General features: G+C 69.4%; 22 protein-coding genes and 4 pseudogenes. 8 read left to right on the forward strand and 18 right to left on the reverse strand.

Annotated elements, in window-relative coordinates; genetic code table 11:
• Positions 1–88: 88 nt before the first annotated feature.
• Positions 89–2,020: an N-acetylmuramoyl-L-alanine amidase gene (locus AWQ70_RS13325; RefSeq protein WP_067175068.1), complete on the forward strand. Its 1,932-nt coding sequence runs from the start codon at positions 89–91 to the stop codon at positions 2,018–2,020.
• A 401-nt stretch (positions 2,021–2,421) separates the two neighbouring features.
• Here AWQ70_RS13325 and AWQ70_RS13330 read toward each other — a convergent pair whose 3' ends face one another.
• Positions 2,422–2,970, reverse strand: coding sequence for a CGNR zinc finger domain-containing protein (locus AWQ70_RS13330; RefSeq protein WP_067175070.1), 549 nt, complete (start codon positions 2,968–2,970; stop codon positions 2,422–2,424).
• Between the two features lie 26 nt (positions 2,971–2,996).
• On the opposite strand from AWQ70_RS13330, the gene AWQ70_RS13335 reads away from it, so the two are divergent.
• Together AWQ70_RS13335 and AWQ70_RS41155 are read left to right on the forward strand one after the other, a co-directional pair.
• On the forward strand, positions 2,997–3,461 hold the full coding sequence (locus AWQ70_RS13335; RefSeq protein ID WP_067175073.1) for a GNAT family N-acetyltransferase: 465 nt from the start codon (positions 2,997–2,999) through the stop codon (positions 3,459–3,461).
• An 86-nt stretch (positions 3,462–3,547) separates the two neighbouring features.
• Positions 3,548–4,620 (forward strand): annotated as a pseudogene (locus AWQ70_RS41155) (MFS transporter).
• A 155-nt stretch (positions 4,621–4,775) separates the two neighbouring features.
• Here AWQ70_RS41155 and AWQ70_RS13345 read toward each other — a convergent pair.
• The 10 genes and pseudogenes from AWQ70_RS13345 to AWQ70_RS13380 all read right to left on the reverse strand — a co-directional run bounded on the left by AWQ70_RS13345 (position 4,776) and on the right by AWQ70_RS13380 (position 11,269).
• The gene (locus tag AWQ70_RS13345) at positions 4,776–5,441 is read right to left on the reverse strand and encodes a TetR/AcrR family transcriptional regulator (RefSeq protein WP_067175494.1); all 666 of its coding nucleotides are present in this window, start codon (positions 5,439–5,441) and stop codon (positions 4,776–4,778) included.
• A 56-nt stretch (positions 5,442–5,497) separates the two neighbouring features.
• On the reverse strand, positions 5,498–5,734 hold the full coding sequence (locus AWQ70_RS13350) for a hypothetical protein (RefSeq protein ID WP_157530050.1): 237 nt from the start codon (positions 5,732–5,734) through the stop codon (positions 5,498–5,500).
• A gap of 10 nt (positions 5,735–5,744) precedes the next feature.
• Positions 5,745–6,428, reverse strand: a complete 684-nt coding sequence (locus AWQ70_RS13355) for an alpha/beta fold hydrolase (RefSeq protein WP_067175080.1) — start codon at positions 6,426–6,428, stop codon at positions 5,745–5,747.
• Entirely contained in the window at positions 6,428–6,877 is a 450-nt protein-coding gene (locus AWQ70_RS13360) for an ester cyclase (protein WP_067175085.1), read from the reverse strand. Before AWQ70_RS13360 ends, AWQ70_RS13355 begins: the two co-directional genes overlap by 1 nt.
• A gap of 30 nt (positions 6,878–6,907) precedes the next feature.
• Positions 6,908–7,846, reverse strand: coding sequence for an NADP-dependent oxidoreductase (locus AWQ70_RS13365; protein ID WP_067175087.1), 939 nt, complete (start codon positions 7,844–7,846; stop codon positions 6,908–6,910).
• 232 nt (positions 7,847–8,078) lie between these two features.
• Positions 8,079–8,297 (reverse strand): annotated as a pseudogene (locus tag AWQ70_RS41980) (IS3 family transposase); the annotation flags it as partial.
• Between the two features lie 841 nt (positions 8,298–9,138).
• Positions 9,139–9,297, reverse strand: a pseudogene (locus AWQ70_RS41160) (transposase); the annotation flags it as partial.
• Positions 9,298–9,321: 24 nt separating this feature from the next.
• The gene (locus AWQ70_RS13370) at positions 9,322–9,807 is read right to left on the reverse strand and encodes a cupin domain-containing protein (RefSeq protein ID WP_218004519.1); all 486 of its coding nucleotides are present in this window, start codon (positions 9,805–9,807) and stop codon (positions 9,322–9,324) included.
• A 4-nt stretch (positions 9,808–9,811) separates the two neighbouring features.
• Positions 9,812–10,741 (reverse strand): AfsR/SARP family transcriptional regulator, encoded by a 930-nt coding sequence (locus AWQ70_RS13375; protein WP_169808657.1) that lies wholly within the window; start codon positions 10,739–10,741, stop codon positions 9,812–9,814.
• Positions 10,742–10,807: 66 nt separating this feature from the next.
• Positions 10,808–11,269, reverse strand: coding sequence for a cupin domain-containing protein (locus AWQ70_RS13380; protein WP_067175093.1), 462 nt, complete (start codon positions 11,267–11,269; stop codon positions 10,808–10,810).
• Between the two features lie 173 nt (positions 11,270–11,442).
• Between AWQ70_RS13380 and AWQ70_RS13385 the strand changes: the two genes are divergently transcribed.
• Positions 11,443–12,492, forward strand: a complete 1,050-nt coding sequence (locus AWQ70_RS13385) for a helix-turn-helix transcriptional regulator (RefSeq protein WP_067175096.1) — start codon at positions 11,443–11,445, stop codon at positions 12,490–12,492.
• Between the two features lie 95 nt (positions 12,493–12,587).
• Here the strand turns inward: AWQ70_RS13385 and AWQ70_RS13390 are convergent, their stop codons facing one another.
• The gene (locus AWQ70_RS13390) at positions 12,588–13,046 is read right to left on the reverse strand and encodes an ArsI/CadI family heavy metal resistance metalloenzyme (protein ID WP_067175099.1); all 459 of its coding nucleotides are present in this window, start codon (positions 13,044–13,046) and stop codon (positions 12,588–12,590) included.
• Positions 13,047–13,350: 304 nt separating this feature from the next.
• Between AWQ70_RS13390 and AWQ70_RS13395 the strand changes: the two genes are divergently transcribed.
• The 3 genes and pseudogenes from AWQ70_RS13395 to AWQ70_RS13400 all read left to right on the forward strand — a co-directional run bounded on the left by AWQ70_RS13395 (position 13,351) and on the right by AWQ70_RS13400 (position 14,572).
• A complete protein-coding gene (locus tag AWQ70_RS13395; protein ID WP_067175102.1) occupies positions 13,351–13,731 on the forward strand; it encodes an ArsR/SmtB family transcription factor in 381 nt (126 codons plus the stop codon).
• A pseudogene (locus tag AWQ70_RS37570) lies at positions 13,732–14,035 on the forward strand (ACR3 family arsenite efflux transporter); the annotation flags it as partial.
• 6 nt (positions 14,036–14,041) lie between these two features.
• On the forward strand, positions 14,042–14,572 hold the full coding sequence (locus AWQ70_RS13400) for a GNAT family N-acetyltransferase (RefSeq protein ID WP_084517013.1): 531 nt from the start codon (positions 14,042–14,044) through the stop codon (positions 14,570–14,572).
• Between the two features lie 69 nt (positions 14,573–14,641).
• On the opposite strand, the gene AWQ70_RS13405 is transcribed toward AWQ70_RS13400, so the two are convergent.
• Entirely contained in the window at positions 14,642–15,160 is a 519-nt protein-coding gene (locus AWQ70_RS13405) for a hypothetical protein (protein ID WP_067175108.1), read from the reverse strand.
• Between the two features lie 133 nt (positions 15,161–15,293).
• Between AWQ70_RS13405 and AWQ70_RS13410 the strand changes: the two genes are divergently transcribed.
• Positions 15,294–15,743: a MarR family winged helix-turn-helix transcriptional regulator gene (locus AWQ70_RS13410; RefSeq protein ID WP_218004520.1), complete on the forward strand. Its 450-nt coding sequence runs from the start codon at positions 15,294–15,296 to the stop codon at positions 15,741–15,743.
• 61 nt (positions 15,744–15,804) lie between these two features.
• On the opposite strand, the gene AWQ70_RS13415 is transcribed toward AWQ70_RS13410, so the two are convergent.
• Genes AWQ70_RS13415 through AWQ70_RS13435 form a run of 5 tightly spaced genes read right to left on the reverse strand, consistent with a single transcriptional unit; the run spans position 15,805 to position 21,458 of the window.
• Positions 15,805–17,163 (reverse strand): carboxylesterase/lipase family protein, encoded by a 1,359-nt coding sequence (locus AWQ70_RS13415; protein WP_067175499.1) that lies wholly within the window; start codon positions 17,161–17,163, stop codon positions 15,805–15,807.
• The gene (locus tag AWQ70_RS13420) at positions 17,160–18,470 is read right to left on the reverse strand and encodes a M28 family metallopeptidase (protein ID WP_067175502.1); all 1,311 of its coding nucleotides are present in this window, start codon (positions 18,468–18,470) and stop codon (positions 17,160–17,162) included. Before AWQ70_RS13420 ends, AWQ70_RS13415 begins: the two co-directional genes overlap by 4 nt.
• Before the next feature lie 8 nt (positions 18,471–18,478).
• A complete protein-coding gene (locus AWQ70_RS13425) occupies positions 18,479–19,288 on the reverse strand; it encodes a carbohydrate ABC transporter permease (RefSeq protein WP_067175115.1) in 810 nt (269 codons plus the stop codon).
• A complete protein-coding gene (locus AWQ70_RS13430; RefSeq protein ID WP_157530051.1) occupies positions 19,285–20,208 on the reverse strand; it encodes a carbohydrate ABC transporter permease in 924 nt (307 codons plus the stop codon). The genes AWQ70_RS13425 and AWQ70_RS13430 overlap by 4 nt, the downstream gene beginning before the upstream one ends.
• A complete protein-coding gene (locus AWQ70_RS13435; protein WP_067175118.1) occupies positions 20,205–21,458 on the reverse strand; it encodes an ABC transporter substrate-binding protein in 1,254 nt (417 codons plus the stop codon). The genes AWQ70_RS13430 and AWQ70_RS13435 overlap by 4 nt, the downstream gene beginning before the upstream one ends.
• Positions 21,459–21,461 lie beyond the last annotated feature (3 nt).

Here is a 21,461-nt window from a genome sequence, read left to right on the forward strand (position 1 = left end):
TAACTGTCGCCAATATGAAGAAACTTATTGACATCGCGATCTCCGCTTCGCAGTCTGTCTGCACCGGATCCCCAGCCGAGGAGCGTTCGTGCGACGATCGTCCCCCCTCCGCCTGGCGGCCGCGGCCATCGTGGCCGTCGGCGGCCTTTCCCTCCCCCAATCCGCCTCGGCGGCACAGGCCGCTCCCGACGAGCGGCAGGCCGCCTTCGCCGAGGCCGCCAAGGCCTACAAGGTGCCCGAGAGCGTCCTGCTCGGCGTGTCCTACCTGGAGTCACGCTGGGACGCCAACGCGGGCCTGCCGAGCAACTCCGCGGGCTACGGTCCGATGCACCTCACCGACGCCGCCGCGCTGACGACCGAGAACCACCACGTCGACGGTGCCGAGGACCCCCGCGGCGACGACAGCCGCCCCCTCTCGGCCCCCGAGGAGACCCCGGCGCCCGCCGAGATCCCCATCTCGCTCAGGACGCTGGAGAAGGCGGCCGAGCTCACCGGCGCGAGCCGCGATGAGTTGCGCGCCGACCCGGCCGCGAACATCCGCGGCGGCGCGGCCCTGCTGGCCGACTACCAGAAGCAGCTCGGCGCGCCGCTCAGCGACGACCCGGGCCAGTGGTACGGCGCGGTGGCCCGCTACTCGGGCGCCACCGAGGCCGACGCCGCGAGGTTCTTCGCCGACGAGGTCTACGCCACGATCGAGACTGGCGCCGAGCGGGTCACCGACGACGGCCAGAAGGTCGCGCTGAAGGCGGCACCTGGTCTGCGGAAGATGGACAGCTGGCTGGACAAGCTCGGCCTGCGCCGGCCCGTCCGCGACGGCGTCGAGTGCCCGCCCACGATCTCGTGCGAGTGGATCCCCGCCCCCTACCAGGCCCTGCCGAACGGGAGCTACGGCAACCACGACCTGTCGAACCGGCCGGTCAACCAGCAGATCGAGTACATCGTCATCCACGACATGGAGGGCTACTTCGGCCCCTCCGTGAACCTGGTGCAGAACCCCGCGCGACCCGCGAGCTGGCACTACTCGCTGCGCTCCGTCGACGGGCACATCGCCCAGCACGTCAAGACCAAGGACGTCGCCTGGCAGGCGGGCAACTGGTACGTCAACGCCAAGTCGATCGGCCTGGAGCACGAGGGCTTCCTGCGCACGGGCGGCGCCTGGTACACCGAGGCGATGTACCGTACCTCGGCGAAGCTGGTGCGCTACCTGGCCAAGCGCTACGGCGTCCCGCTCGACCGGGCGCACATCATCGGTCACGACAACGTGCCCGGCACGATCGCGTCCACCGTGCAGGGCATGCACGAGGACCCGGGCCCCTTCTGGGACTGGGCGCACTACTTCCAGCTTCTCGGCCACCCGCTGCACGGCACCGGCGGCCCGACCACCGAGTCGGTGATGATCCTTCCCGACTACGACAAGAACCAGCCGTACTACTACGGCTGCGACAAGGAGAACCCCGAGGCCGCCTGCCTGCCGCACGGCTCGGCGTCGATCTGGCTGCGCACGGAGCCGCGTGAGGACGCCCCTCTGGTCAAGGACATCGGGAAGCACCCGACCGGCGACTCGCTCTACAGCGTCTACGACCACAGCGCCCGCGCCGCCACCGGCCAGCGCTACGCCGTGGCCGACCGCCAGGGCGACTGGACGGCGATCTGGTACCTCGGCCAGAAGGCGTGGTTCCACAACCCCGCCTCCCAGCCCACCGCGGTGCCCTCCAAGGGCCTGATCGTGACGCCCAAGCCGGGCCTGGCGAGCGTCCCGATGTACGGCAGGGCGTATCCGGAGGCGGAGGCCTACCCCGCGGACGTGCCCTACCAGGCGATCTCCCCGCTGCAGTACACCTTCCCCGCGGGTCAGCGCTACACCGTCGGCCTGACAGCGGTGGGTGAGTACTACCGGGCGGTGACGCTGGACCCGTCCCGGCACACGGTGGTCCGCGGGAACCTGAAGTACTACCAGATCCAGTTCGGCCACCGCGTGATGTTCGTCAAGGCCGACGACGTCGTGGTGTCCGCCACCTGACAGCCACCCGCCGGATCCGCGGTCTCCGCCACCTGACGGAGCGCCCGAGAACCATCCAGGGAGCCGGGGCAGCCGCCCCGGCTCCCCCTTGTCCGATGTCCCGTCTCATGACCGGAGTCGCCGCTGCCGGCGAACCCGCCATGGGTCCAGTACGGTTCCTCGTCTGATCATGGTTGACGTGACAGGCAGCGGAACGCGGCCGGAAGCAGCCGCATGCCACCACTCGCGGAACATACGCGGAATGCTCTTGGCCCCGTTCTCCCAGGTGAGCCCGGCCGTTTCGGCGTCCTTGCGGAACGATCCCGCGCCCGCACGCTGAAGGACCACCCCCTGGCCGTGCTCCAGGACGGCCGCACGATCGCCACCGGAACCCACGACGAGCTGCCGGCCGACGACGCCGGCTACCGTCGCCCGCCGGCAAGTCGGGTGGGGGACGTGGACTGACGGGCGCGGTGGCGGCGTACCGCGTCCCGGTTGGCGCACGGATGGGAGCAGTAACGCTGCCGTGCGGTGCGTGAGGTGTCCGCGAAGATCGTCTCGCAACCGGCGGCAGCACACCGTCCGAGCCGGTCCATGCCCCGGCTGACGAGGTGCATCGCCGTGCCCACGGAGATCAGCGCGAACAGCACCGCGCCGAGCGGCTGCAGGTCGTCGCGATAGTGCAGGTGCCAACCATGGGCGTGGTCGGTCAGCCGGGGGTAGGCGGCCGACCGTGCCAGCATCTCGTTGACCAACTCGGCCTTCGCATGCTCGTCCGTGGCGTCGACGACCTTCGTCCAGGCGTCGATGACGGCGAGGGTCTGGTCGAGATCCGACGGTTCGACGGGGCGTTCCAGCACCAGACCGGCCGTGCGGCAGCGGTCGGCGAGTTCGTCGGCGCTCACCGGCGGGCGGTTCGCCAGTTCCGCGGCGAAGTTCACCACGTCCGCGCCGTAAGGGTTGAGGTGCACAAGCTCATTACATCAGCCTGTACGTCATGCCCCGAACAGCAACAGAAACCGACATTCCGGAACTCGTCCGCCTCCGGGCACTGCTCTTCGACGACCTCGGCGGCGACTTCTTCAACCCCGCGAACGCCGGTGACGACTGGCACGACACGCTCGTACGGATTTTCAAGCAGAAGCTGACCGAACCCGACTGCCAGATCCTGGTCGTGGACGGCGACACCGGCCTGGCCGCCTGCGGCATCGGCACGATCGAACAGTGGTTCCCCGGCCCCCACTCCCGCAACGGGAGGATCGGCCACGTCATCGGCATGGTCACCGACCCGTCGTACCGGCGGCGCGGGCACGGCCGGGCGATCATGCTCGGTCTGCTCGACTGGTTCCGCGACCGCGACGCCGTACGGGTCGACCTCACCGCCTCCCGCGAGGCGGAACCGCTCTACCGGCAGCTCGGCTTCTCCGACCACCCCGATCCCCTGCTGTGCTGGAAGCCGTGAAGACATCGCAATACCGCTGGGTCATTCTGGGGGTTGCGACTTTCACTCAGGCCGCGGCCGCGTTCTTCGTGCAGGGCATCGGCGCGATGGGTGTCCATCTGCAACGAGACCTGGAGCTGAACACGACCCAACTGGGCTTGCTGCTGTCGGCGGCTCAGCTACTTCCTCTAGCCGGGCTACTCGTGGCGGGACGAGTGCTGGACCGCCACGACGAACGCTGGGTCGTCGGGATCTGTGCTCTCGTGGTCGCCGTCGCGCTGGCCGCTGGAAGCGCGGCCCCGGGGTATGTCTCCTTGCTCGTCGTCCTGCTGATCGTCGGTGCGGGGTACAGCACCATTCAGCCGGGCGGCAGTAAATCGGTGGCGTCCTGGTTCGACACCGGCAGCGTGGCTTGGCCATGGGTATCCGCCAGGCGGGGCTCCCGCTCGGGGGCGTCCTCGCCGCCTTCGCACTTCCCTCACTGGCGACGGCCTTCGGCTGGCGGTCGACGCTCGTGGCCGGCGCGCTCGTCGCTTTGTCAGGCGCCGTCGCCTTCATGGCCTTCTACCACCGCCCACCGGACCGACGCCCAATGCCGACCACGTCCCGCGTGCGGCTGGAACTGCTCCGCGGACCGTACATGAAGAAGATCATCTTTTCCGGTACGAGCATGGTGTCGGTGCACAGCGGCGTGGGCGTCCTCACCGTGCTGTACCTGCACGAGGTGACGTCCATGGCCTCCGCCTCGGCGGCTTTGGTCTACGTCGCGGTCCAGTGCGCGGGCGCGCTGGGCCGTATCTGCCTGGCGGCCTGGAGCGACCGCCACAGATCCGGCCGCTACGCCTGCGTCCTTACATGCCTGGCCGCCGTGATCATCGGTACGACCCTGTTGACGACCCCCATCGGCCGCTCCCCCGTCGCGGCCTGCCTGGTCTTCATCTGGCTCGGCTTCTTCGGAATCGGCTGGTACGGCCCCTGGGTCGCCTACGCCGCCGAATCGGCGCCGCCGGACCATACCGGTTTCGCCCTCGGCCTGGCCATGGCCGTCAACCAGGTGGCGGTCATCCTGGCGCCACCCGTGCTCGGCCTGCTCACGGACCTGACCGGCAGTTTCGCGCCCGCCTGGGCCCTGCTCGCCGCGCTGACCGCTCTCACCCTGACGATGACAGCCCGGCTGTGACCAGTTCGGACGGCAGCCGCCGCAGCCCTCAGGTGACGGCCGGCGTCTCCGCGAACGCTGCCGCCACCACGGGATCGCTGTGCAGAAGACGCGCCAGATGCCGCAGTGCGTGCGCCACCACGTTTACCGGCCCTGGAGGGACCACTCCGGCTGGATCATTCCGGACGGTCAGGTGCATTCGCTTCCGGCGTCGGGCCGTCGCCGGCGGCGTTCTTGTGTGCGCACCCCGGCCGCGGGCGTCCCGCGATGCCGGCGAGCACCAGGCCGAGCTGGGTCAGCGAGTCTTCCAGGGCGGTGTGCTGGTCCTGGGCACGGGCGATGTCCAGGGCGCTTTCGCAGATTCCCCCGTACAGCAGCGAGGTGACCGGAGCCAGCGGGCGGGCGGGGATGCATCCCGCCTCGACGGCGATGCCGAGCCCGCGCCGCATCTGCTCCTTGCATCCGGCCTGGATGCCGCGCATGACCGACCAGCCGAGCGCGGCCGGCGCCTCGACCAGGGTGATCTGGCGTACGGCGGGTTCCAGGGACGCCTCCAGCAGGGCCCTGCAGCCGGCGGCCATCCCGTCCCACGGATCCTTTTCGGCCTGGAACGCCCGCCGGACGATCATGCCGAGCTCCTTCTGATCGGCGGCGTAGACCTCCCGGAAGATGTGTTCCTTGTTGCTGAAGTGGTGATAGAAGGCTCCTCGCGTCACGCCGGCGCGGGCGCAGATCGCGTCCAGTGAGGTGGAGGAGAACCCGTCGCTGACGAAGAGCTCACGGGCAACGGCCAGCAGGGTGCCCGTGGTCGCCCTGGTGCGCTCCTGCTGACTGCGTCGCACGCTCGTGGTCCCCGCCACCTCGCCATCCCTTCTCTCGCCCTGCTCAGAGCATCTGCTCAAAGCATGCTCAGAGAATAGGAGAACGCCAGTCTCTCACCGACGGAGCAGTGGCAGGACGTACCCGGCGAACCGGGCCAATGCCGCGCGGGGGTCGTCGGCGACCAGCCGGACGACGATGTGGCGTGCTCGAGCCCGAGATCCTCGGACTGCCGTGCGAGGCCGACCAGCCGACCGAGGTCGTCATTGCCGCGTACGGCCTCGTCACGCGTGGGCAGCAGGTAGCCGATCTTCACATCGGCCACCTCAGGCGTCCCCCAGCAGGATGTCCGCCAGTTCGCGCGGGGCGGTGACCATGGCGTCGTGGCCGACGTCCAGGATGGTGGCCGGCCAGCCGTGCTCGCCTGCCAGCCGCGCGAACGGCATCGGGCCCTTGGGTGAGCAGAGCACCGTGCGGCACCGGATCGCGTCGACGGCCCCGGTCAGCCGGGTCGGCTCGGAGAACGTCAGCCGTGGCTGGGGAGTCAGCTTCGCCTCCAGCCACTCAACCTGCTCCGGTTTGGTCACGCCGACCATGGCAGGCGGAGGCGTCGCGAGAAGTCCGTCCACCGTGACGGATTCGACCCATTCGCGGAAGAACTCGGGGGCCAGATCGTCCAGCGACTCTCCGTCGCGGCCCGCCCACGCGTCGACCAGGACGATCTGGGAGACGCGTCCGGGCATGCGGTCGGCGGCCTCGCGGACGACCAGGCCGGCGTAGCTGTGCCCGACGAGGACGACCTCCCGCAGGTCCTCGCACGTCAGCAGGCCGGTGATGTCGTCCACATGGGTCCGCAGGCCGATGTCCGGGCTCGCGAGGTGGGCCCGCTCGCCCAGCCCGGTCAGAGTCGGGGTGTACACCTCGTGCCCGGCCTCCCGCAGTCGCGCGGCCACCTGCCGCCAGCACCAGCCGCCGTGCCAGGCGCCGTGAACGAGGACGTACGTCGTCATCACGCGGCCTTCCGCCAGGCCGCGAACCGGTCGGCGGCGGCATCGGTGGACAGTCCGAGTTGCTCGCACATCTGATGGAAGTCGAAGAAGAACCTCTCATGGGCGATCAGGCCGTCCCGCACGGTCCAGTGGCAGGCGAACGGCAGCGCGTAGGTGCCGCCCGTGGGCTCGATGCCGGCCAGGCTCATCTTCATGGTGGCCCGGATCGTCCCGGAGCCGATGACCAGCTCACCGGCCTCCACGAGGTAGTCCAGGTCGACGTGATAGTCGGGGAACGCGCGCAGGAACCCGGTGAACTGCCGGGCGGCCTCCTCGATGCCGTTCGCCACGGCCTGGAAGGCGATCGTCTCGAAGACGGCTCCGGGGTGGCAGTAGGACAGGGCCGCCGGCACGTCGGCGCGGCTCTTCGCCTCCGCGTACGCCCGTACGACGTCGATGTTCTCGGACATTCTTCTCCTTGCTCTCGTTCGTACGCTCGTTCAGGCGACGGCGAGCACGACCTTGCCGGTGGTGCGGCCCGTGGCGACCAGGTCGTGCGCCTTGTCCGCCTGCTCCAGGGGGTAGACCGCGTTGACGTGCACCTTGAGCCGTCGCTCGCCCACAAGGGTGGCCAGCGCTTCCAGCCCCGCGCCGTCGGGATCGACCAGGTAGGTCACGGCGTGTACGCCGAGCTCCCGGGCGCGTTCGTGCAGCCCGGGGGTCCAGGCTCCCTGCCCGCAGGCGAGGACGCCGCCCGGCCGGAGGCACTCCAGCGCCCTGAGAGCGGCCTCGCCGCCGAACATCTGGATGACGATGTCCACGTCGCGCAGTGTGGCGGGCACGTCCACCCTGGTGTAGTCGATCACCTCGTCGGCGCCCAGCTCGCGTACGAAGGGGTGCTTGGCCGCGCTGGCGGTGCCGATCACGTAAGCCCCGTACGCCTTGGCGATCTGGACCGCCAGGTGCCCCACGCCTCCGGCGGCGCCCGACACGAGAACCCGCTGCGCCGGGCCCACGCCCGCGACTTCGGTGAGCATCTGCCACGCCGTCAGCCCGGCCAGCGGCAGCGCCGCCGCTTCGGTGAAGCCCAGGCCCTCGGGCATGTGGGCGAAGTGGCGGGCGGGGGCGGTGACGTACTCGGCATAGGCGCCCGCCGCCCGGGGAAACCACGGCATTCCGAAGACCGTGTCGCCGACCTGGAACCGCGTGGTGCCGTAGCCGATCTCCTCCACCACGCCCGCCACGTCCCAGCCGTTGACGAACGGCAGTTCGAGCGCCGTGTTGTAAGCCTGACCCCGCCGCGTGTACACGTCGACCGGGTTGACCCCGGCCGCGCGCACCCTGACCAGCACCTCGCCGAACGCCGGCCGAGGCGCCTCCACCTCCACCAGTTCCAAGGGCTCCGACTCGCCCCACGCCGCCTGCCGCATCGCCCGCATGACCGCCCCTTCGCTCTTCCGGCTCAAGAATCAGCGCCAAATTTACATACATGCATTATGTATGTAAATAGCCCGCGCACGCATCCCGCTCTGCCGGCTCGCCCTGCTGCTCATCCGCATCATCGAGACCCGCACCGGCGCTACCTGGCCCCCCGCCGTGCCCCGTGGAACGATTCCGCGCCCGTACGCCGAAGGACCCCGAGAGATCTCCCGGGGTCCTTCGTTGTGATGGCCGCTTGACCAGATCATGCGGTGGTATCGCCTGCGGGTCACGACGGATCAGTCCACGCCTGCGGCGCCGATACACTCCTTCAAGCCGGGCGGCGCGCATCAGCCGGGCCACCCGCTTGCGCCCGATGCGCACCCCGAACTCCCCCAGCTCGGCGTGGAGGCGCGGGGATCCATAGGTTCCCCGGGATCCGGCGTGGATAGTGGCGATCGTCTCGGTCATTGACGGCATGAACGATCGCGATTGATCGGATATGCGTGAACCTCTGGGATCCCGGCGCCGCTTTGGCCCGAATATTAGCCGGGCCTCTCTCACTGATCGCGTCAGCAAGTGACCCTAGCGAGTCCAGACAGACGGTTATCAAGGAACTGGATCCGAAAGAATGGTCCCGACACGAAGCTTATTGGGCGCATGCATGGCGGGCCCTTGCGTGGCTATTTGTCCTCGGCGTCGGCGGACCGGCAGCCTTCCTGATATATGTCGCAGGCGATCAATTTGGCTCTGACATCGTCAGAGGCATAGCTGCGCCACTGGGCGCATTTGCGTATATCGCGTTTCCAACGTGCCTTGTTCACAGCCTCCGAGGAGGAGTGGCGTGGATGATTTCGCCAACAGGAGGGAGCGGGAATCGAGAGGAAAGAGAGAGGCCCTCACCCTGGACACGTCCCAGCCCACTTGACGCGTATGCAGGAATCCTTATCGCCATCGGAGTCGCCATCGAGTTCTACAATTCGATCGCATGATTCTGGCGATAAAGTGTGATCGCCATTCTTGGCGCTCCTACGCGAGGGTCAGCCGATCGGGTAGGCATCTTCCGGCTCGTGGCGGTCAGTGAAGCAGCACGTTCACGTGCTCGCGCAAGACTTTCATGATCTCTTCGAGAGGCGAGTAGCGCACGACTTCACCCTCGTCCGGATCCACATATTCGACCTCCGGGCCGAGATGAGTACGCGCGACCTCGAAGTCATGCCAGATCAGCTCGCCAGGGGAAGAGGTCTCAGGGTTGGTCAGGTAGGCGTGGCCGGGGCGCGGCTGTTCGGCCAGGGCGAGCGCGGGACGGTTCGACGCCGGTGTCCCTCCACCGCCGGAAGCGGTTGTGGACGGTCGACCAGGCGTCGAACTCCTTCGGCATCTCCCGCCACTGCGCGCCCGTCTTGAACCGCCAGATCATGCCCTCGAACTGCTGTCGCAGCCGCTCGGGGTACGGGCCGAACCCACCGATTAGGCAGGTAACTGCATCACACCATCAAGCCCGAAAATCCGGTGCGCGCCGGAGAAGGTGCTGCTGCCAGACCTGGTTTTCGTCGAAGTGGTTGTCGTAGAGGTCCTGGGCTTCGAGGATGCTCTCCAGGGCGGCCTCGCCCTTGGCGACGCGCTGCAGTTGGCGGAAGTACTCGAAGCGCTCTATTCCGGGCGTGACGACGATCAGCAGATCGGCCTCGGTTCCGGGGGCGGCGGCGAAGGCGTGGACGGCGCGGGGCGGGACCACGACCAGGTCTCCCTGCTCCACCGTGAGGACGCGTTCTCCGGTGAGGATCTCGGCCGCCCCCTGCAGGACGTAGAAGAGCTCGCTGGCCCTGGTGTGATGGTGCGGCGACGCTCCGGAGGCTCCCTGCCCCAGGGTGATCCGCTGAGCGCTGAGAGCTCCTCCGACCTGACTGCTGTCGGCATACAGTCGCCCGGTCACCTGGGCGGTCGCGAGGATCTCGGTCTCCGCCTCGCGTACCACCACGACGTCATGGGATGAAACAGGTAGCGACATATGACAGCGCCCCTTTCGTCGTCGGCAGAGTGCCCCTCTGCGGCGACGTTGCCAACACCTTCGGAGTGAGCCTGGTGGTCGCCTGACGCCGCCCCCTCGCACAGCTGCCGCCGTGCAGTCGCACTACGTGCCGCGGGGTGAGCGAGGGATCGTGGTGCAGGATCCGATCCTCCATCACGCGGATGCGGGGATCGGGGTCGAGACCGAAGGCCTCGGCCATCTGCCTGCGTCCTTCGGCGATGAGGGACAGCGCGTCCGCCTGCCGGCCCGCCTGGTAGAGCGCGTGCGCGGTGAGCACACGCAGCCGCTCCCGATACGGGAAGGCCGCCAGCAGCCGTCCCAGTTCGGGGACCAGCACAGGGCCGAGCCCCTGAGCCAGATCCGCCTCCGCCGCGTCCTCGATGAGGCTCCTGTGCAACTCGGCCAGATAGTGCGCCTCGTCACGGATCCATGGCCCGTCGGGAAAATCCTTCAGCGGCGCCCCGCGCCACTCGGCGAGCGCCTTGCGCAGATAGGCCGACGCCTGCGCGCTGTGGCCCGCGGCGAAGAGCTTGCGGCCCTCCTGTGCCAGGATGCGCACCCGTCCGATGTCCAGGGACTCCTGCCGGACGGTCAGGCGGTAGCCCCTGGAGCGCCTGGCGATGATCTCGTAGTCGCCACGCCGCTCCGTACCCGGCTCGAGGATCCGGCGCAGCCTGCACACATACACATGCAGGCTGCTCACGGCGACGCGACTGTTCGTGGCCTCCGGCCAGATCACGTCGACGAGCTGCTCGATGTCGATGGTCTCATCTGCCCTGAGCATCAGCGCGCCGAGCACCATGCGCTGCTTTCGGGGGCCGAGATCAAGTGACGTGCCGTCACCCGCCAGCACCGCCGTCTCACCGAGTAGCCGGAAGTCCATGATCTCCTCCATGAATGACGGAAGGCCCCTGACCGGGGCCTCCCTCGGCCGGCCTGAACGAGAGGGTTACTGCGCGGGACGGCCGATGAAGGTGGTCCGGTTCCGCTCAGCGATCTCGGTGATGAGCGGAGCCAGTTCCTCCATCGCGCGCCCGGTGGGAACGTTCGCGTCGAGGTCGGCGAAGAGCTTTCCGGTGCCGTCGGTCAGGCTGAAAGCCAGGAACTTCGCGGCCTTGCTGCGCACCTCGATGGTGTGCACGGCACCAGTGGGGACCGTGATCGACTCGCCGGGGCCCATCTCGTACCGCTTGGAGCCCACCTGAACCGACATCCTGCCGTGCAGCATGTAGTACGACTCGGGCCAGGGGTGCCGGTGCGGCGGGACGAAGCTACCTCGCTCGCCGTCGATCTCGAACAACTCGTACTCACCATTGGTGTGCTCCGCGCCGACCTTCACCGTCGCGGTGCTGTCGACCGTGAACAGCTCCCTGCCCTCGCCGGCAAGGCTGTGGTGGATCTGCTGGGACATCGAATCTCCTTCTGTGGCACCGGGGTTGCGGTCCCCGGTGCTCCTGGATTGCGCTCTCACGGTAAGAACCGGGCGCGGTTGCGCTCCATCCCAGGCGAAGGGTGATCTCGCCTGGCCGGCATCCCCAGGAAACTGGGATGGTGGCCGGCGGGGGACTCTTCGATACTGGGGCCATGGTGAACCAGGCACGGGCCCGCGAGGCCAGGCGCGCCTTATCCGCCCTCGCGTCGGCCGGCCTGAGCGCGGCCGACGTCCAGCAGGAGGCGATCGACGTGGTCGGCCAGGTCGTGCCGTACGACGCCACCTGCTGGGCGGCTGTGGACCCGCAGAGCATGCTGCCCACCGGTTCGGTGACGGTCGACCTCAACCCCTCGAAACAGCAGGAGGCGCTGTTCGCCGAGATCGAGTACGGCCCTTCTGAGGGCAACAGCTTCGCCGACCTGGCGCGGAGCCAGGTCCCCATCTCCCGGCTCTCCGACCTGCCGTTCGGCGAGGTCGTGCGCAGTCGGCGCTTCAACGAGCTCTACAAGTCCATCGGGGTGGCCTTCGACCTGCGCGCGTCCTTCGTCAGCGACGGTGCCTGCTGGGGGATCGCCGGCCTGATGCGCGGCCCTGGCGGACCCGACTTCTCCACAGCCGAAGCAGACTTCCTGGCCTCGGTCGCTCCGCTGATCGGCATAGCGCTGCGGACGGCGAACAGGAGCAGGATGCCCGGCACCAGTGCGGGCTCCGGCGGTCCGGTCGTGATCGTGCTCGGTGCCGGTGGCGAGTTCAAGGGCGCCACGCCCGCCGCCATCGAATGGCTGGAGGCCTGGCAGGCGACACGCCCCGGCTGGCTCGACGTCGCACTGCACGCGGTGGCCGCCACGCTGTCCGGTTCCCCTACAGGCACGGCGTACGCCCGCATGCGTGACATCTCGGGGACCTGGGTCGTGCTCCGCGCCGCGTGGTTGGTGGACCTGGACTCGTCGGGCGAGCGGGTGCTCATCACCGTCGAACCGGTGCCCGCCGACGAGGTGATCGGCATCATGCTGGCCTCCTACGCCCTGACCGCGCGGGAGCGAGAGGTGTGCGAGGAGGTCCTCACGGGCCGTTCCACCGCCGAGATCGCCGACCGGTTGCATCTGTCGGCGTACACCATTCAGGACTACCTCAAATCGATCTTCGCGAAGGTCGGCGTGCGCAGTCGCAACCAGCTTGTCGGTCGTCTCCGCGGTTCCTAGTCCAGGGACAGCAGCCAGGGTCACGGTTCTGGTTCGTTCCGGGCCCGAAAGAGGCGTCCGGCGATCACGCGAACGTGACCGCCGGACTCCGGGGACTAACAGCAGGTGGACGTGGCCATGGGCACGGCGTCGTCTGCGGACTCGCCGGTGGCGCAGCAGACCGACTCCTCCTGCTTGGTCAAAGCGCCGGCGTCGGCCTTGACCACGTAGACCTCCCAAGGCTCGTTGCCGGGGCCGTGGACCCAGACCTTGTCCTGGAGCGCGTAGCAGCAGGTGGTGTCGTTCTCCTCGAAGGTCGCCAGCCCGGCCTCCTTCAGACGCTCGGTGGCGGCGTTGACCTGGGCGGTGTCCTCGGCTTCGACGCCGAGGTGGTCCATCCGGGTCGGCTCGCCCGCCTCGCCTTCGAGGAGGACCAGCTTGAGCGGGGGCTCCGCGATGGCGAAGTTGGCGTAGCCGGGCCGCCGCTTGGCGGGCTCGACACCGAACAGCTTGGAGTAGAAGGCGACGGAGCCTTCCAGGTCGGCGACCCGGAGAGCGAGCTGGACACGGGACATGGCGTTCCTCCTGATGGCGAGACGGGCCTGGCGGGTGGGCTGGATCAAAGGCGGCCGAGGCCGGCCGCGAGAGCAGAAGTACGGGCCCGATCGAGGTGGGCGTCGCTACGGCAGGCGGAGTCGCAGACCTCACCGGTGACATCGTTGAACGTCACGACACCGCGTGGCGGGCGAGTCCGGCGGGTGTTCCCGCGGATCAGGGCAGAAAGCCGACGGCCCATCGCATCCTCCTGATTAGACGCCTGTCTAAGTAGCAGATGAGCTCAGCTTGCCTCCACATATAGATCTCTGTCAAATTAGAGCTATGTCGAAGCAACAGCTACCGATCATCGATGCAGGTGTGAACGTGGCAGACGCGGCGTGCTGCGCGCCGTTGCTGTGCGAGCCGCTCTCGGAGAGCGAGGCCGCCGAGCTGGCGCCGCTGTTCAAGGCGATCGCCGACCCGGTACGGCTGCGCCTGCTGTCGCTGATCGCCTGCCACGAGGACGGCGAGGCGTGCGTGTGCGACTTGACGGTGGCGTTCGACCTGACCCCGCCGACGATCAGCCACCACCTCAAGGTGCTCAAGCAGGCGGGTCTCATCGACTCCGAGCGCCGGGGCACCTGGGTCTACTACTGGATCAACCCGGGCATGCTGGAGCGCCTTTCGGTGGTCCTGGGGCCCCGCGTGGCGGAGACGGCATGACCGGCGCACGTCCCGCTGCGGGCCTGGATCTTCCTGCCGGACTTGCCCGCCTACCGCACAGGCCTGATCATTGTCGGCTCGGCCCGATGCATCGCCATGGTCGTGATCTGGAAAGACCCGGCCTGCGGTGATCGGGAGGCCGCCGCCGTCCTGGTCGCACTCAACAGCGTGTTCCAGGTCCTCGCCTTCGCCGGTCTCGGCTGGTTTCACCTCACCGTGGCCACCCGGCCGGCTCGGCCTACCCCAGACCGAGTTGGATGCCTCCACCTGGAATGTCGCCCGATTCCTCGCCCTGCTGACCGGAGGAGCCATGTCCCACCATGCCGAGCCCGAGGCCCTGGCCGGCGTCACCATCCGCCCCATGCACGAGACCGACGCCGCGCAGGTTCTCGACATCTACCAAACCGGTCTTGACGCCGGAAACGCCAGCTTCGAGACGACCGCCCCGACCTGGCACACGTTCGACACCGCGAAGCTGCGCCTCCACCGGCATGTCGCCGTCGACACCTCCACCGGGCAGGTAATCGGCTGGGTGGCCGCGAGCGCCGTCTCCGATCGATGCGTCTACGCCGGAGTGGTCGAGCACTCCGTCTACGTCCATCCGGACCACCACGGCCGCGGAGTCGGGATCGCGCTGTTGAACGCCCTGATCCAGTCCACCGAGACCGAGGGCGTCTGGACCATCCAGTCCGGGATCTTCCCCGAGAACACCGCCAGCCTTCGGCTCCACGAAAAGGCCGGCTTCCGCGTCGTCGGCACCCGCCGTCACCTCGGCCGCCACTACGACCGCTGGCGCGACGTCGTCCTCATCGAACGCCGCAGCACGATCACCGGGGTCTGACCTGGCACCGATTGCCTTGCCGAACTGTGCTCGCAGGGCCGCGAGGCGGCGCTACGCCCGTTCCCCGCGTCATCTCATGAGATCGACAGGAACGGGCATCCCGCGCATGGCCTCCAGCACCGCACGCTCGCCCAGGGGACGGCCGAGCCGTACGATCGCCCGCCTGCGGTATCCCACATCCAGGCAATCCCAGCTACTTCCCCTCTCGTGTGGATGCTCCTCCACCACGATCAGGGCCGCATGCGTAGACTCGACGGCTCGCGCGGTGTAGTCCGCGCCGCAAGGCCCGGTGGTCTTCCCCCCGGTGAACTCGGCGGTGAGCGTCCGTCCGTCCCGGTGAACCGTCACTTTGCTGACGGACGGAGCGCCGAGAAGGGGGCCGTACCCATCCCGCCGCAGAGGTAGAGATGTCGGAGTGGCCCCCGCGCCGTCTCTCGCGAACGCCTGCTCATAACCTTCAAGACCCTGCCGTATGTGCCTGTCGAGCTGCCGGTCGCCCTCAGTCGTGATCCACCACAGCAGCCCCGCCAAGACCAGAACGGCGACAGCCGTGATGAGCAGGACCCAGCGCGCACGCGTCATGATCATAAGACGCTTCCCATATGGGCAATGGTTCACGCGCGCCGCCTCGGCCCCGCCCGCTTGCCCTCCGTCCGGTACGCGTCCGGCGGCGGCCTCGCGGTCAGGCTCCGTGGGCGGTCAGGACGTAATGGAGAACAGGATGCCCGTGGAGCCACCGCACCCGGCCGAGGACGTGCTCGACCACGTGGGATACCGGCTCAAACGCGCGCACGCCGCCCTGCGCGGCGCCATGGACAAAGCACTGCGGGAGCACGGCCTGACCGTGCCGCAGTACGCGTGCCTCGAAGTGCTTGCCGCACGGCCCGGCATGTCCAACGCCGACCTCGCCCGCGCCACTTTCGTCACCCGCCAGTCGATGAACGTCGTCATGCGCGGCCTGGAGGATGCCGGACTCATCGACCGTCCCGGCACCGTCGAAACCGGCCGCGCCCGCCCCACCGTCCTCACGGCCGAAGGCCGGCGCCTGCTCCGGGCCGCGCAGGAATCCGTCTATGCCATCGAGGCCCGCATCACCCGCGCCCTCCCCGGCCATCGTCTGGCCGCCCTCCTGGAAGACTTCGACCGCATAGCGCAAGCCCTCGACGGCTGACACGCCGGTGCTCAGGCAGCGCCGTCCTCGTCATCGTCGAGCGCTCGAGTAGGACCGCGTTTCACAATCTCCGGTCGGTGGGTTCACCGAAGACCATGGTGTGCCCGAGTGTCCAGCCGGGATCGCCGGTGCGGGCGAAGCGCACCCAGGCGGCGTGCATCGCGTCGGCCACGGCCTGCGGCGCGCCCGGCCCCGCGGTGCGTTCGACGCCGGGCGCGTCGAGCACGTCGAAGACGAAGGGCAGGTCGAGGTTGTGCACCGCGCCCACGCGTCCGCCGCCGACCGGGCTCTCGACGGGCGACTCCCACCGGAACTCGTAGGCGTAGGCGGGCCTGGCCTCGCGGATCCAGCGCGTCTCGCGGGTGAACAGGTGCTGGGTGAAGGCGCGTCCGACACGCTCGGCGGGTGTGAGGCCGGGTTCGTCGACCTGGACGCCGAGGTGGTCGAGCACGGCCTGCGCGGCGGGCTCGTCGAGGTCGGCGACCAGGCGGCGGACGAACACGTCGGCCTCCTGTGAGGTGCAGCCGACCAGCAGTGGAAGGTGCCCGCTCGCACCTGCGCGCAGGGCGGCCAGCGGGACGGCCGGGATCAGGTCGCCGTCGACGACCGGCTTGACCGGCACCGACTCGTTCAGCCCGCCGGAGTCGCCGGTCAGCGGCGGCGGCTGTTCGGCGACGAGCGCCTCCGGGGACAGCCCGGCGAAGGAGGACCTGGTCGGGTCGATCCCCAGCCGGCCGGCGAGCGTCTTGGCGTAGTCGCCCGCCTCCTGCTCGGTGGCGACCAGGTTGGCCGAACCGCTCATCACGATCGCGCGCCGGAACAGCCCTTCGGCGCGCGGCATCGTCAGCAGGGTGGCGACGGCGGCGCCGCCCGCCGACTGCCCGGCGATCGTCACGTTGCCGGGGTCGCCGCCGAAGGCCGCGATGTTGTCGCGTACCCATTCCAGCGCGGCCAGCCAGTCGAGGACGCCCCGGTTGAGCGGGGCGTCCTCCAGGGCCAGGAAGCCCTCGAAGCCGAGCCGGTAGTTGACGGCCACGCAGACCACGCCGTCGCGGGCGAAGCGGGTGCCCTGGTGCCAGGCCGCCCCGTTGCCGCCGATGGAGAACGCGCCGCCGTGGATCCAGACCAGGACGGGCAGCCCGGCCGGGCCGGTCTCAGGGGTGCGCACGTCGAGGTTGAGGCAGTCCTCGCCGACCTCGAAGACGTCGGGCGCGTACAGGCCGATGTCCTCACCGGCCGCCTGCGGGGCGGCAGGGCCGCGCGTGACGGCGGGCCGTACGCCGTCCCACGCGGGTGGCGGGACGGGCGCGCCGAAGCGGTGCTCGCCGAAGGGCGGGGCGGCGTACGGCACGCCGAGGAAGGCGAGCACGCCCTCCTCGGCCCTGCCCTCGACCAGCCCGGCGGTGGTTCGCACGATCATGCCCGGCGCCATCCGGCCGTCCCTTCGACGATTCTGATCGCCGCCCGGGTGAGCGGCTCGAGGCCGGCCTCGTACACCTTGTCGACGGTGTCGGCCGAGTCGAACAGGTACATGGGAGCCGACAGGAAGTGCACGAGCGGCACCCCTTCGGGGTGGAAGAAGGCCCCGTCGGTGGGCGGCATCGGGGAGAACACGTCCGGCGGCAGCACGAACGAGCGTCTCAGGTCCTCCGCGACGAGGGCCGCCGCCACCAGGCTCTCCAGCTCCGGCTTCCTGGTGGTGAACCACCAGCCGGGTTCGGGGTCGCCGGTGGGCACCAGCTCGCCGTCCACGACCACGCACCGCTGGGCGGCGTGCTCCAGGTGGAGCTGGAGCACGACGTCGCCCAGCAGACCGCGGTTCTCCTCGATGAAGGCCCGGGTGCCGGCGGCGTGCGCCATGTGACCCGCGGTCAGCAGGAAGATCAGGTTGTGCGGCCGGTCCCGCTCGGGCACGCCCGCCCAGTACCGGGCGGCGGCCAGCACCAGCGCGATCCCCGAGGCGTCCTCGACGGCCGAGGCCCAGGGCGCGTCGTGGTGCGAGCCGATGATCACCCACTGGTCGGAGCGACCGGGGAGCGTGCCGATCACGTTGTGCGAGACGGCCGGGCCCGTCTCCGACTCGACGGTGAGCGTGCCCGTGCAGGGGCCCTCGTCGACCAGGTCGAGCACCCGCCGCGAGTCGCCGCCCGACAGCCAGACGGCCGGGAGGTCGCGGTGCACGGCGTCGTAGGGCACGTAGTAGTCGCGCGTCTCCCACGGCACCCCGGTCAGCGCCCCCGCGAAGGCGGCGGCGCCGCCGTCCATGACGCCCTGGATGACGTCGAGGTAGTCGAGCTGGAACGGCAGCGTCTGGACCAGCTCGTCGAAGACGCCCTCGGGGTCGTGCACGGCCGTCGCCAGGTCCCTGAGGTAGGACTGCGGCAGCTCGGTGAAGGTGTACTCGGGCACGACGATCGCGCCCGGCACGACCTCGCGGCCGACCGACCCGCTCACGGTCGCCTTCGGCGTGGTGTACGGCAGGGCGGACGCCGCCACCCGTACGACTCTCGACGGGTCGGCGTCCAGGCGCACCACCAGGGCCGCCGTCACCGGCCGCCAGACGGGCAGCTCGACCGGCGCCAGCCGTACGTCGTGGAGCCCGAACTCGGTGAAGCGCTCGGCGGCCCACGCGGCGGTCCAGTCGTCGGCCGGGTAGCCGGGACGCCTGATTCCCCGCGAGGTGACCGTCTCGATCCACTCCATCATCCGCGCGGCGTCGGGGATCATGTCCGGGATCACCGTTTCAGCCCTCCGAAGGTGAGCCCCGCCACGTAGTAGCGCTGCAGCGCCACCATCAGGATGAACGGCGGCACGGCGGTGACCAGTGCCGCGGTGGTGGTCAGGTGATAGGTGAAGCCGACCTCGCTCTGGAAGTTGGCCAGCCCCACCGGCAACGGCCACAGCTCCTGCTCGTTGGCCACGATCAGCGGCCACAGCAGGTTGTCCCACTGTCCCAGGAAATGCACGAGGAACAGGGTGATGAGCGCGGGCTTGAGCAGCGGCACGGCGATGCGCGCGAAGATGCGGAACTCCCCCGCGCCGTCGGCCCGCGCGGCCAGCAGCAGCTCCTTCGGGATGCCGAGGGCGAACTGCCGCACCAGGAAGACGCCGAACGCGCTGATCATGCCGGGCACCATCATGCCCTGGAAGGTGTTGACCCAGCCGAGTTCCTTCACGATGAGGAAGACGGGGATGACCAGGACCATCGGGGTGAGCGCGAGCGTGCCGATCACCAGCGCGAACAGGACGCGGCGGCCCGGGAAGGACAACTGGGCCATCGCGTATCCGGCGGCGGCCGAGAAGAGCACGTCCAGGGCGCCGGTGCCGACGCACAGGATGAGGCTGTTGCGCAGGTAGGTGGGCAGGTTGCCCTCGCCGAACAGCACCCTGATGTTCTCGGGCAGGTGGAAGCCGTTGAAGACCAGCCCGCGCAGGTCGGTGTCGTCGGGTGCCGAGGCGACGACGAGCATGGCGTAGACCGGCAGCAGCATGAACCCGACCGCGACGATCAGCCAGACGGTGCGCAGGATCGTTCCCGCTCTCATTCGTCGCCTCCCTTCAGGAACCCGAACTGCAGCGCCGAGACGATCACCATGGCGGCGAGCAGCACCATGCCCATCGCGGCTGCGTAGCCCATGTGCTCGTAAGGGAAGGCGTTGGCCCAGATGTAGTACGGCAGCACCTGGGTGGCGTCGGCGGGCCCGCCGCCGGTGAGCAGGAAGGCGGGTACGAACGCCTGCATCGATCCGGCCACCGAGATGACCAGGACGAACAGCAGGGTCCGGCGCAGCAGCGGGAGCGTGGGCCGGGTGAACGTGGTCACCGCCCCTGAACCGTCGATGGCGGCGGCCTCGTACACCTCGCCGGGCAGCGCCTGCAGCCCGGCGGTCAGGATGATCACGAACAGGCCCATGCTCTTCCAGACGACCATCACGACCAGGGCCCAGATGGCCAGGTCGGAGCTGGTCAGCCAGGACTGCGGATCGATCCCGACCAGGCCGAGGAGGGTGTTGGCCAGGCCGCGGTCGGAGTAGATGATCACCCAGACCATGGACGTCGCGGCGAGCGGCATCACGGCCGGAATCATGACGAGCGCTCTGAGCCCGCGGTTGAGCCGTCCCGGCCTGCTCAGCGGCACGGCCACCAGCAGGGCCAGCACGATCGTCGGGACGACCGTGCAGACCGTGTAGACGACGGTGATCCACGCCGAGTTGAGGAAGCCGGGGTCGGCGAACATGCGCTCGTAGTTGGCGAGGCCGATCCAGTTGGGCGTCCCTGCCATCTCGTAGTCGGTGAAGCTGAGATAGATGGCGGCCAGGAAGGGGACGAGCCAGAACACGACGAAGAAGACGGCCACCGGGAGGGTCAGCGCCACACCCGCCGTGGCCTCGGGCCGGGCTCTGCCCCTGCCGAGCACGCCCGCCGTGGCCTGGGGCCGGGCTCTGACCCTGCCGAGCACGCTCACAGGACCAGTCGCACGGTGGAGTCGAAGGTCGCCGCGGCCTCGGCGGGGGTCGCCTTGCCGTGGGCGACGGAGTCGACGGCGCCGGCCGCGGCCTTCGCCAGTTCGAGGGTGCCGGGGATGATCGGGCCGAAGTCGACATGCGGAAGGCTGTCGGCGACGATCTTCATGATCTCGGACTTGCCGCGCGGCCCGGCGTCGCGCCAGCCCCTGGTCGGGATGATGATGCCGTTGTCGAGGTTGGCGGCCACCGACGGGGCGCCCTGCAGGTAGTTGACGAGGTGCCAGGCGGTGAACTGGTTGGGCGAGTCCTCGGCCACGCCCCAGCCCCAGGTGTAGGCGGGGACGACGGGCGGGCCGCCGGCCCAGGTGGGCATGGGCGCGACGCCGTACTGCTCGCCGAAGGTGAGCGTGTCCTTGCCCAGCTTCTCCAGCGCGGGGCCGAGGAAGGCGCCGCTGACGACCATGGCGGCCTCGCCGGAGTAGAACAGGCCGAGCGCGCCCAGCGGGTTGGAGAGCTTGGGGTTGCCGATCCCCGACATGTACGTCAGGGCGCCCCGGCCCTGCTCGGTGGCCAGCGACGCCTTCGTGCCGCCCGCCGTGACGAGCTCGCCGCCCTTGCCCTGGACGAGGGCGGTCAGCATCATGAGGGCCCACTGCGGGTCGCCGTAGAGCCACTGCAGGCCGACCCGCCTGCCGTCCTTGGAGGTGAGCTTGGCGCTGTACTCGGCGACCTCCTCCCAGGTCGCCGGGGGCTTGTCGGGGTCGAGCCCGGCCTCCTCGAACCGGTCCTTGCGGTAGTAGAGCATGCAGGGGTTGAAGTCGATGGGCACGCCGTAGGGCACGTCCTGGTAGGTGAGCGGGGTGGTCGTGCCCGGCTCGTAGTTCTGCAGCGGGAGCGCCTTGGTGTCGACGGGCGCGAGCCGCTTCTTCTTGGCGTGCGCGGGGAAGCTCCAGTGGCCGATCTTGAAGACGTCGGGCGGGGCGCCGCCGCTGAAGGCGGTCAGCAGTTTGGCGTCGAGCTGGCCCACGGGCAGGTAGAGCAGCTTCACGTCGACCTTGAACTCGGCGATGTAGCGGTGCACGAGCTCCTGGAACTGCTGGCCGGTGTCCTGCGAGCCGTGCAGCCAGACGGTGACCTCGCCGTGCGGCCTGCCGTCCGCGGCCTGCTGCCGGGGCTGGTCCCTGCCGCATCCGGCGAGCAGGGTGAGCGCGCCGGCGGCGAGTAGCCCACGCCGCGTCAGATCCGCCATGGT

The sequence above is a fragment of the Microtetraspora niveoalba genome (assembly GCF_001570405.1).
GTDB classification, from domain to species: Bacteria; Actinomycetota; Actinomycetes; order Streptosporangiales; family Streptosporangiaceae; genus Microtetraspora; species Microtetraspora niveoalba.

What these genes read in the sequence shown, in the direction of transcription:
- AWQ70_RS13335 (WP_067175073.1), top strand. Translation starts at nt 2,997, where the DNA reads ATGCCCCGAACAGCAACAGAAACCGACATTCCGGAACTCGTCCGCCTC.
- AWQ70_RS13355 (WP_067175080.1), bottom strand. Translation starts at nt 6,428, where the DNA reads ATGACGACGTACGTCCTCGTTCACGGCGCCTGGCACGGCGGCTGGTGC.
- AWQ70_RS13360 (WP_067175085.1), bottom strand. Translation starts at nt 6,877, where the DNA reads ATGTCCGAGAACATCGACGTCGTACGGGCGTACGCGGAGGCGAAGAGC.
- AWQ70_RS13365 (WP_067175087.1), bottom strand. Translation starts at nt 7,846, where the DNA reads ATGCGGGCGATGCGGCAGGCGGCGTGGGGCGAGTCGGAGCCCTTGGAA.
- AWQ70_RS13375 (WP_169808657.1), bottom strand. Translation starts at nt 10,741, where the DNA reads ATGGACTTCCGGCTACTCGGTGAGACGGCGGTGCTGGCGGGTGACGGC.
- AWQ70_RS13380 (WP_067175093.1), bottom strand. Translation starts at nt 11,269, where the DNA reads ATGTCCCAGCAGATCCACCACAGCCTTGCCGGCGAGGGCAGGGAGCTG.
- AWQ70_RS13385 (WP_067175096.1), top strand. Translation starts at nt 11,443, where the DNA reads ATGGTGAACCAGGCACGGGCCCGCGAGGCCAGGCGCGCCTTATCCGCC.
- AWQ70_RS13390 (WP_067175099.1), bottom strand. Translation starts at nt 13,046, where the DNA reads ATGTCCCGTGTCCAGCTCGCTCTCCGGGTCGCCGACCTGGAAGGCTCC.
- AWQ70_RS13395 (WP_067175102.1), top strand. Translation starts at nt 13,351, where the DNA reads ATGTCGAAGCAACAGCTACCGATCATCGATGCAGGTGTGAACGTGGCA.
- AWQ70_RS13400 (WP_084517013.1), top strand. Translation starts at nt 14,042, where the DNA reads ATGTCCCACCATGCCGAGCCCGAGGCCCTGGCCGGCGTCACCATCCGC.
- AWQ70_RS13405 (WP_067175108.1), bottom strand. Translation starts at nt 15,160, where the DNA reads ATGATCATGACGCGTGCGCGCTGGGTCCTGCTCATCACGGCTGTCGCC.
- AWQ70_RS13410 (WP_218004520.1), top strand. Translation starts at nt 15,294, where the DNA reads ATGCCCGTGGAGCCACCGCACCCGGCCGAGGACGTGCTCGACCACGTG.
- AWQ70_RS13415 (WP_067175499.1), bottom strand. Translation starts at nt 17,163, where the DNA reads ATGATCGTGCGAACCACCGCCGGGCTGGTCGAGGGCAGGGCCGAGGAG.
- AWQ70_RS13420 (WP_067175502.1), bottom strand. Translation starts at nt 18,470, where the DNA reads ATGATCCCCGACGCCGCGCGGATGATGGAGTGGATCGAGACGGTCACC.
- AWQ70_RS13425 (WP_067175115.1), bottom strand. Translation starts at nt 19,288, where the DNA reads ATGAGAGCGGGAACGATCCTGCGCACCGTCTGGCTGATCGTCGCGGTC.
- AWQ70_RS13435 (WP_067175118.1), bottom strand. Translation starts at nt 21,458, where the DNA reads ATGGCGGATCTGACGCGGCGTGGGCTACTCGCCGCCGGCGCGCTCACC.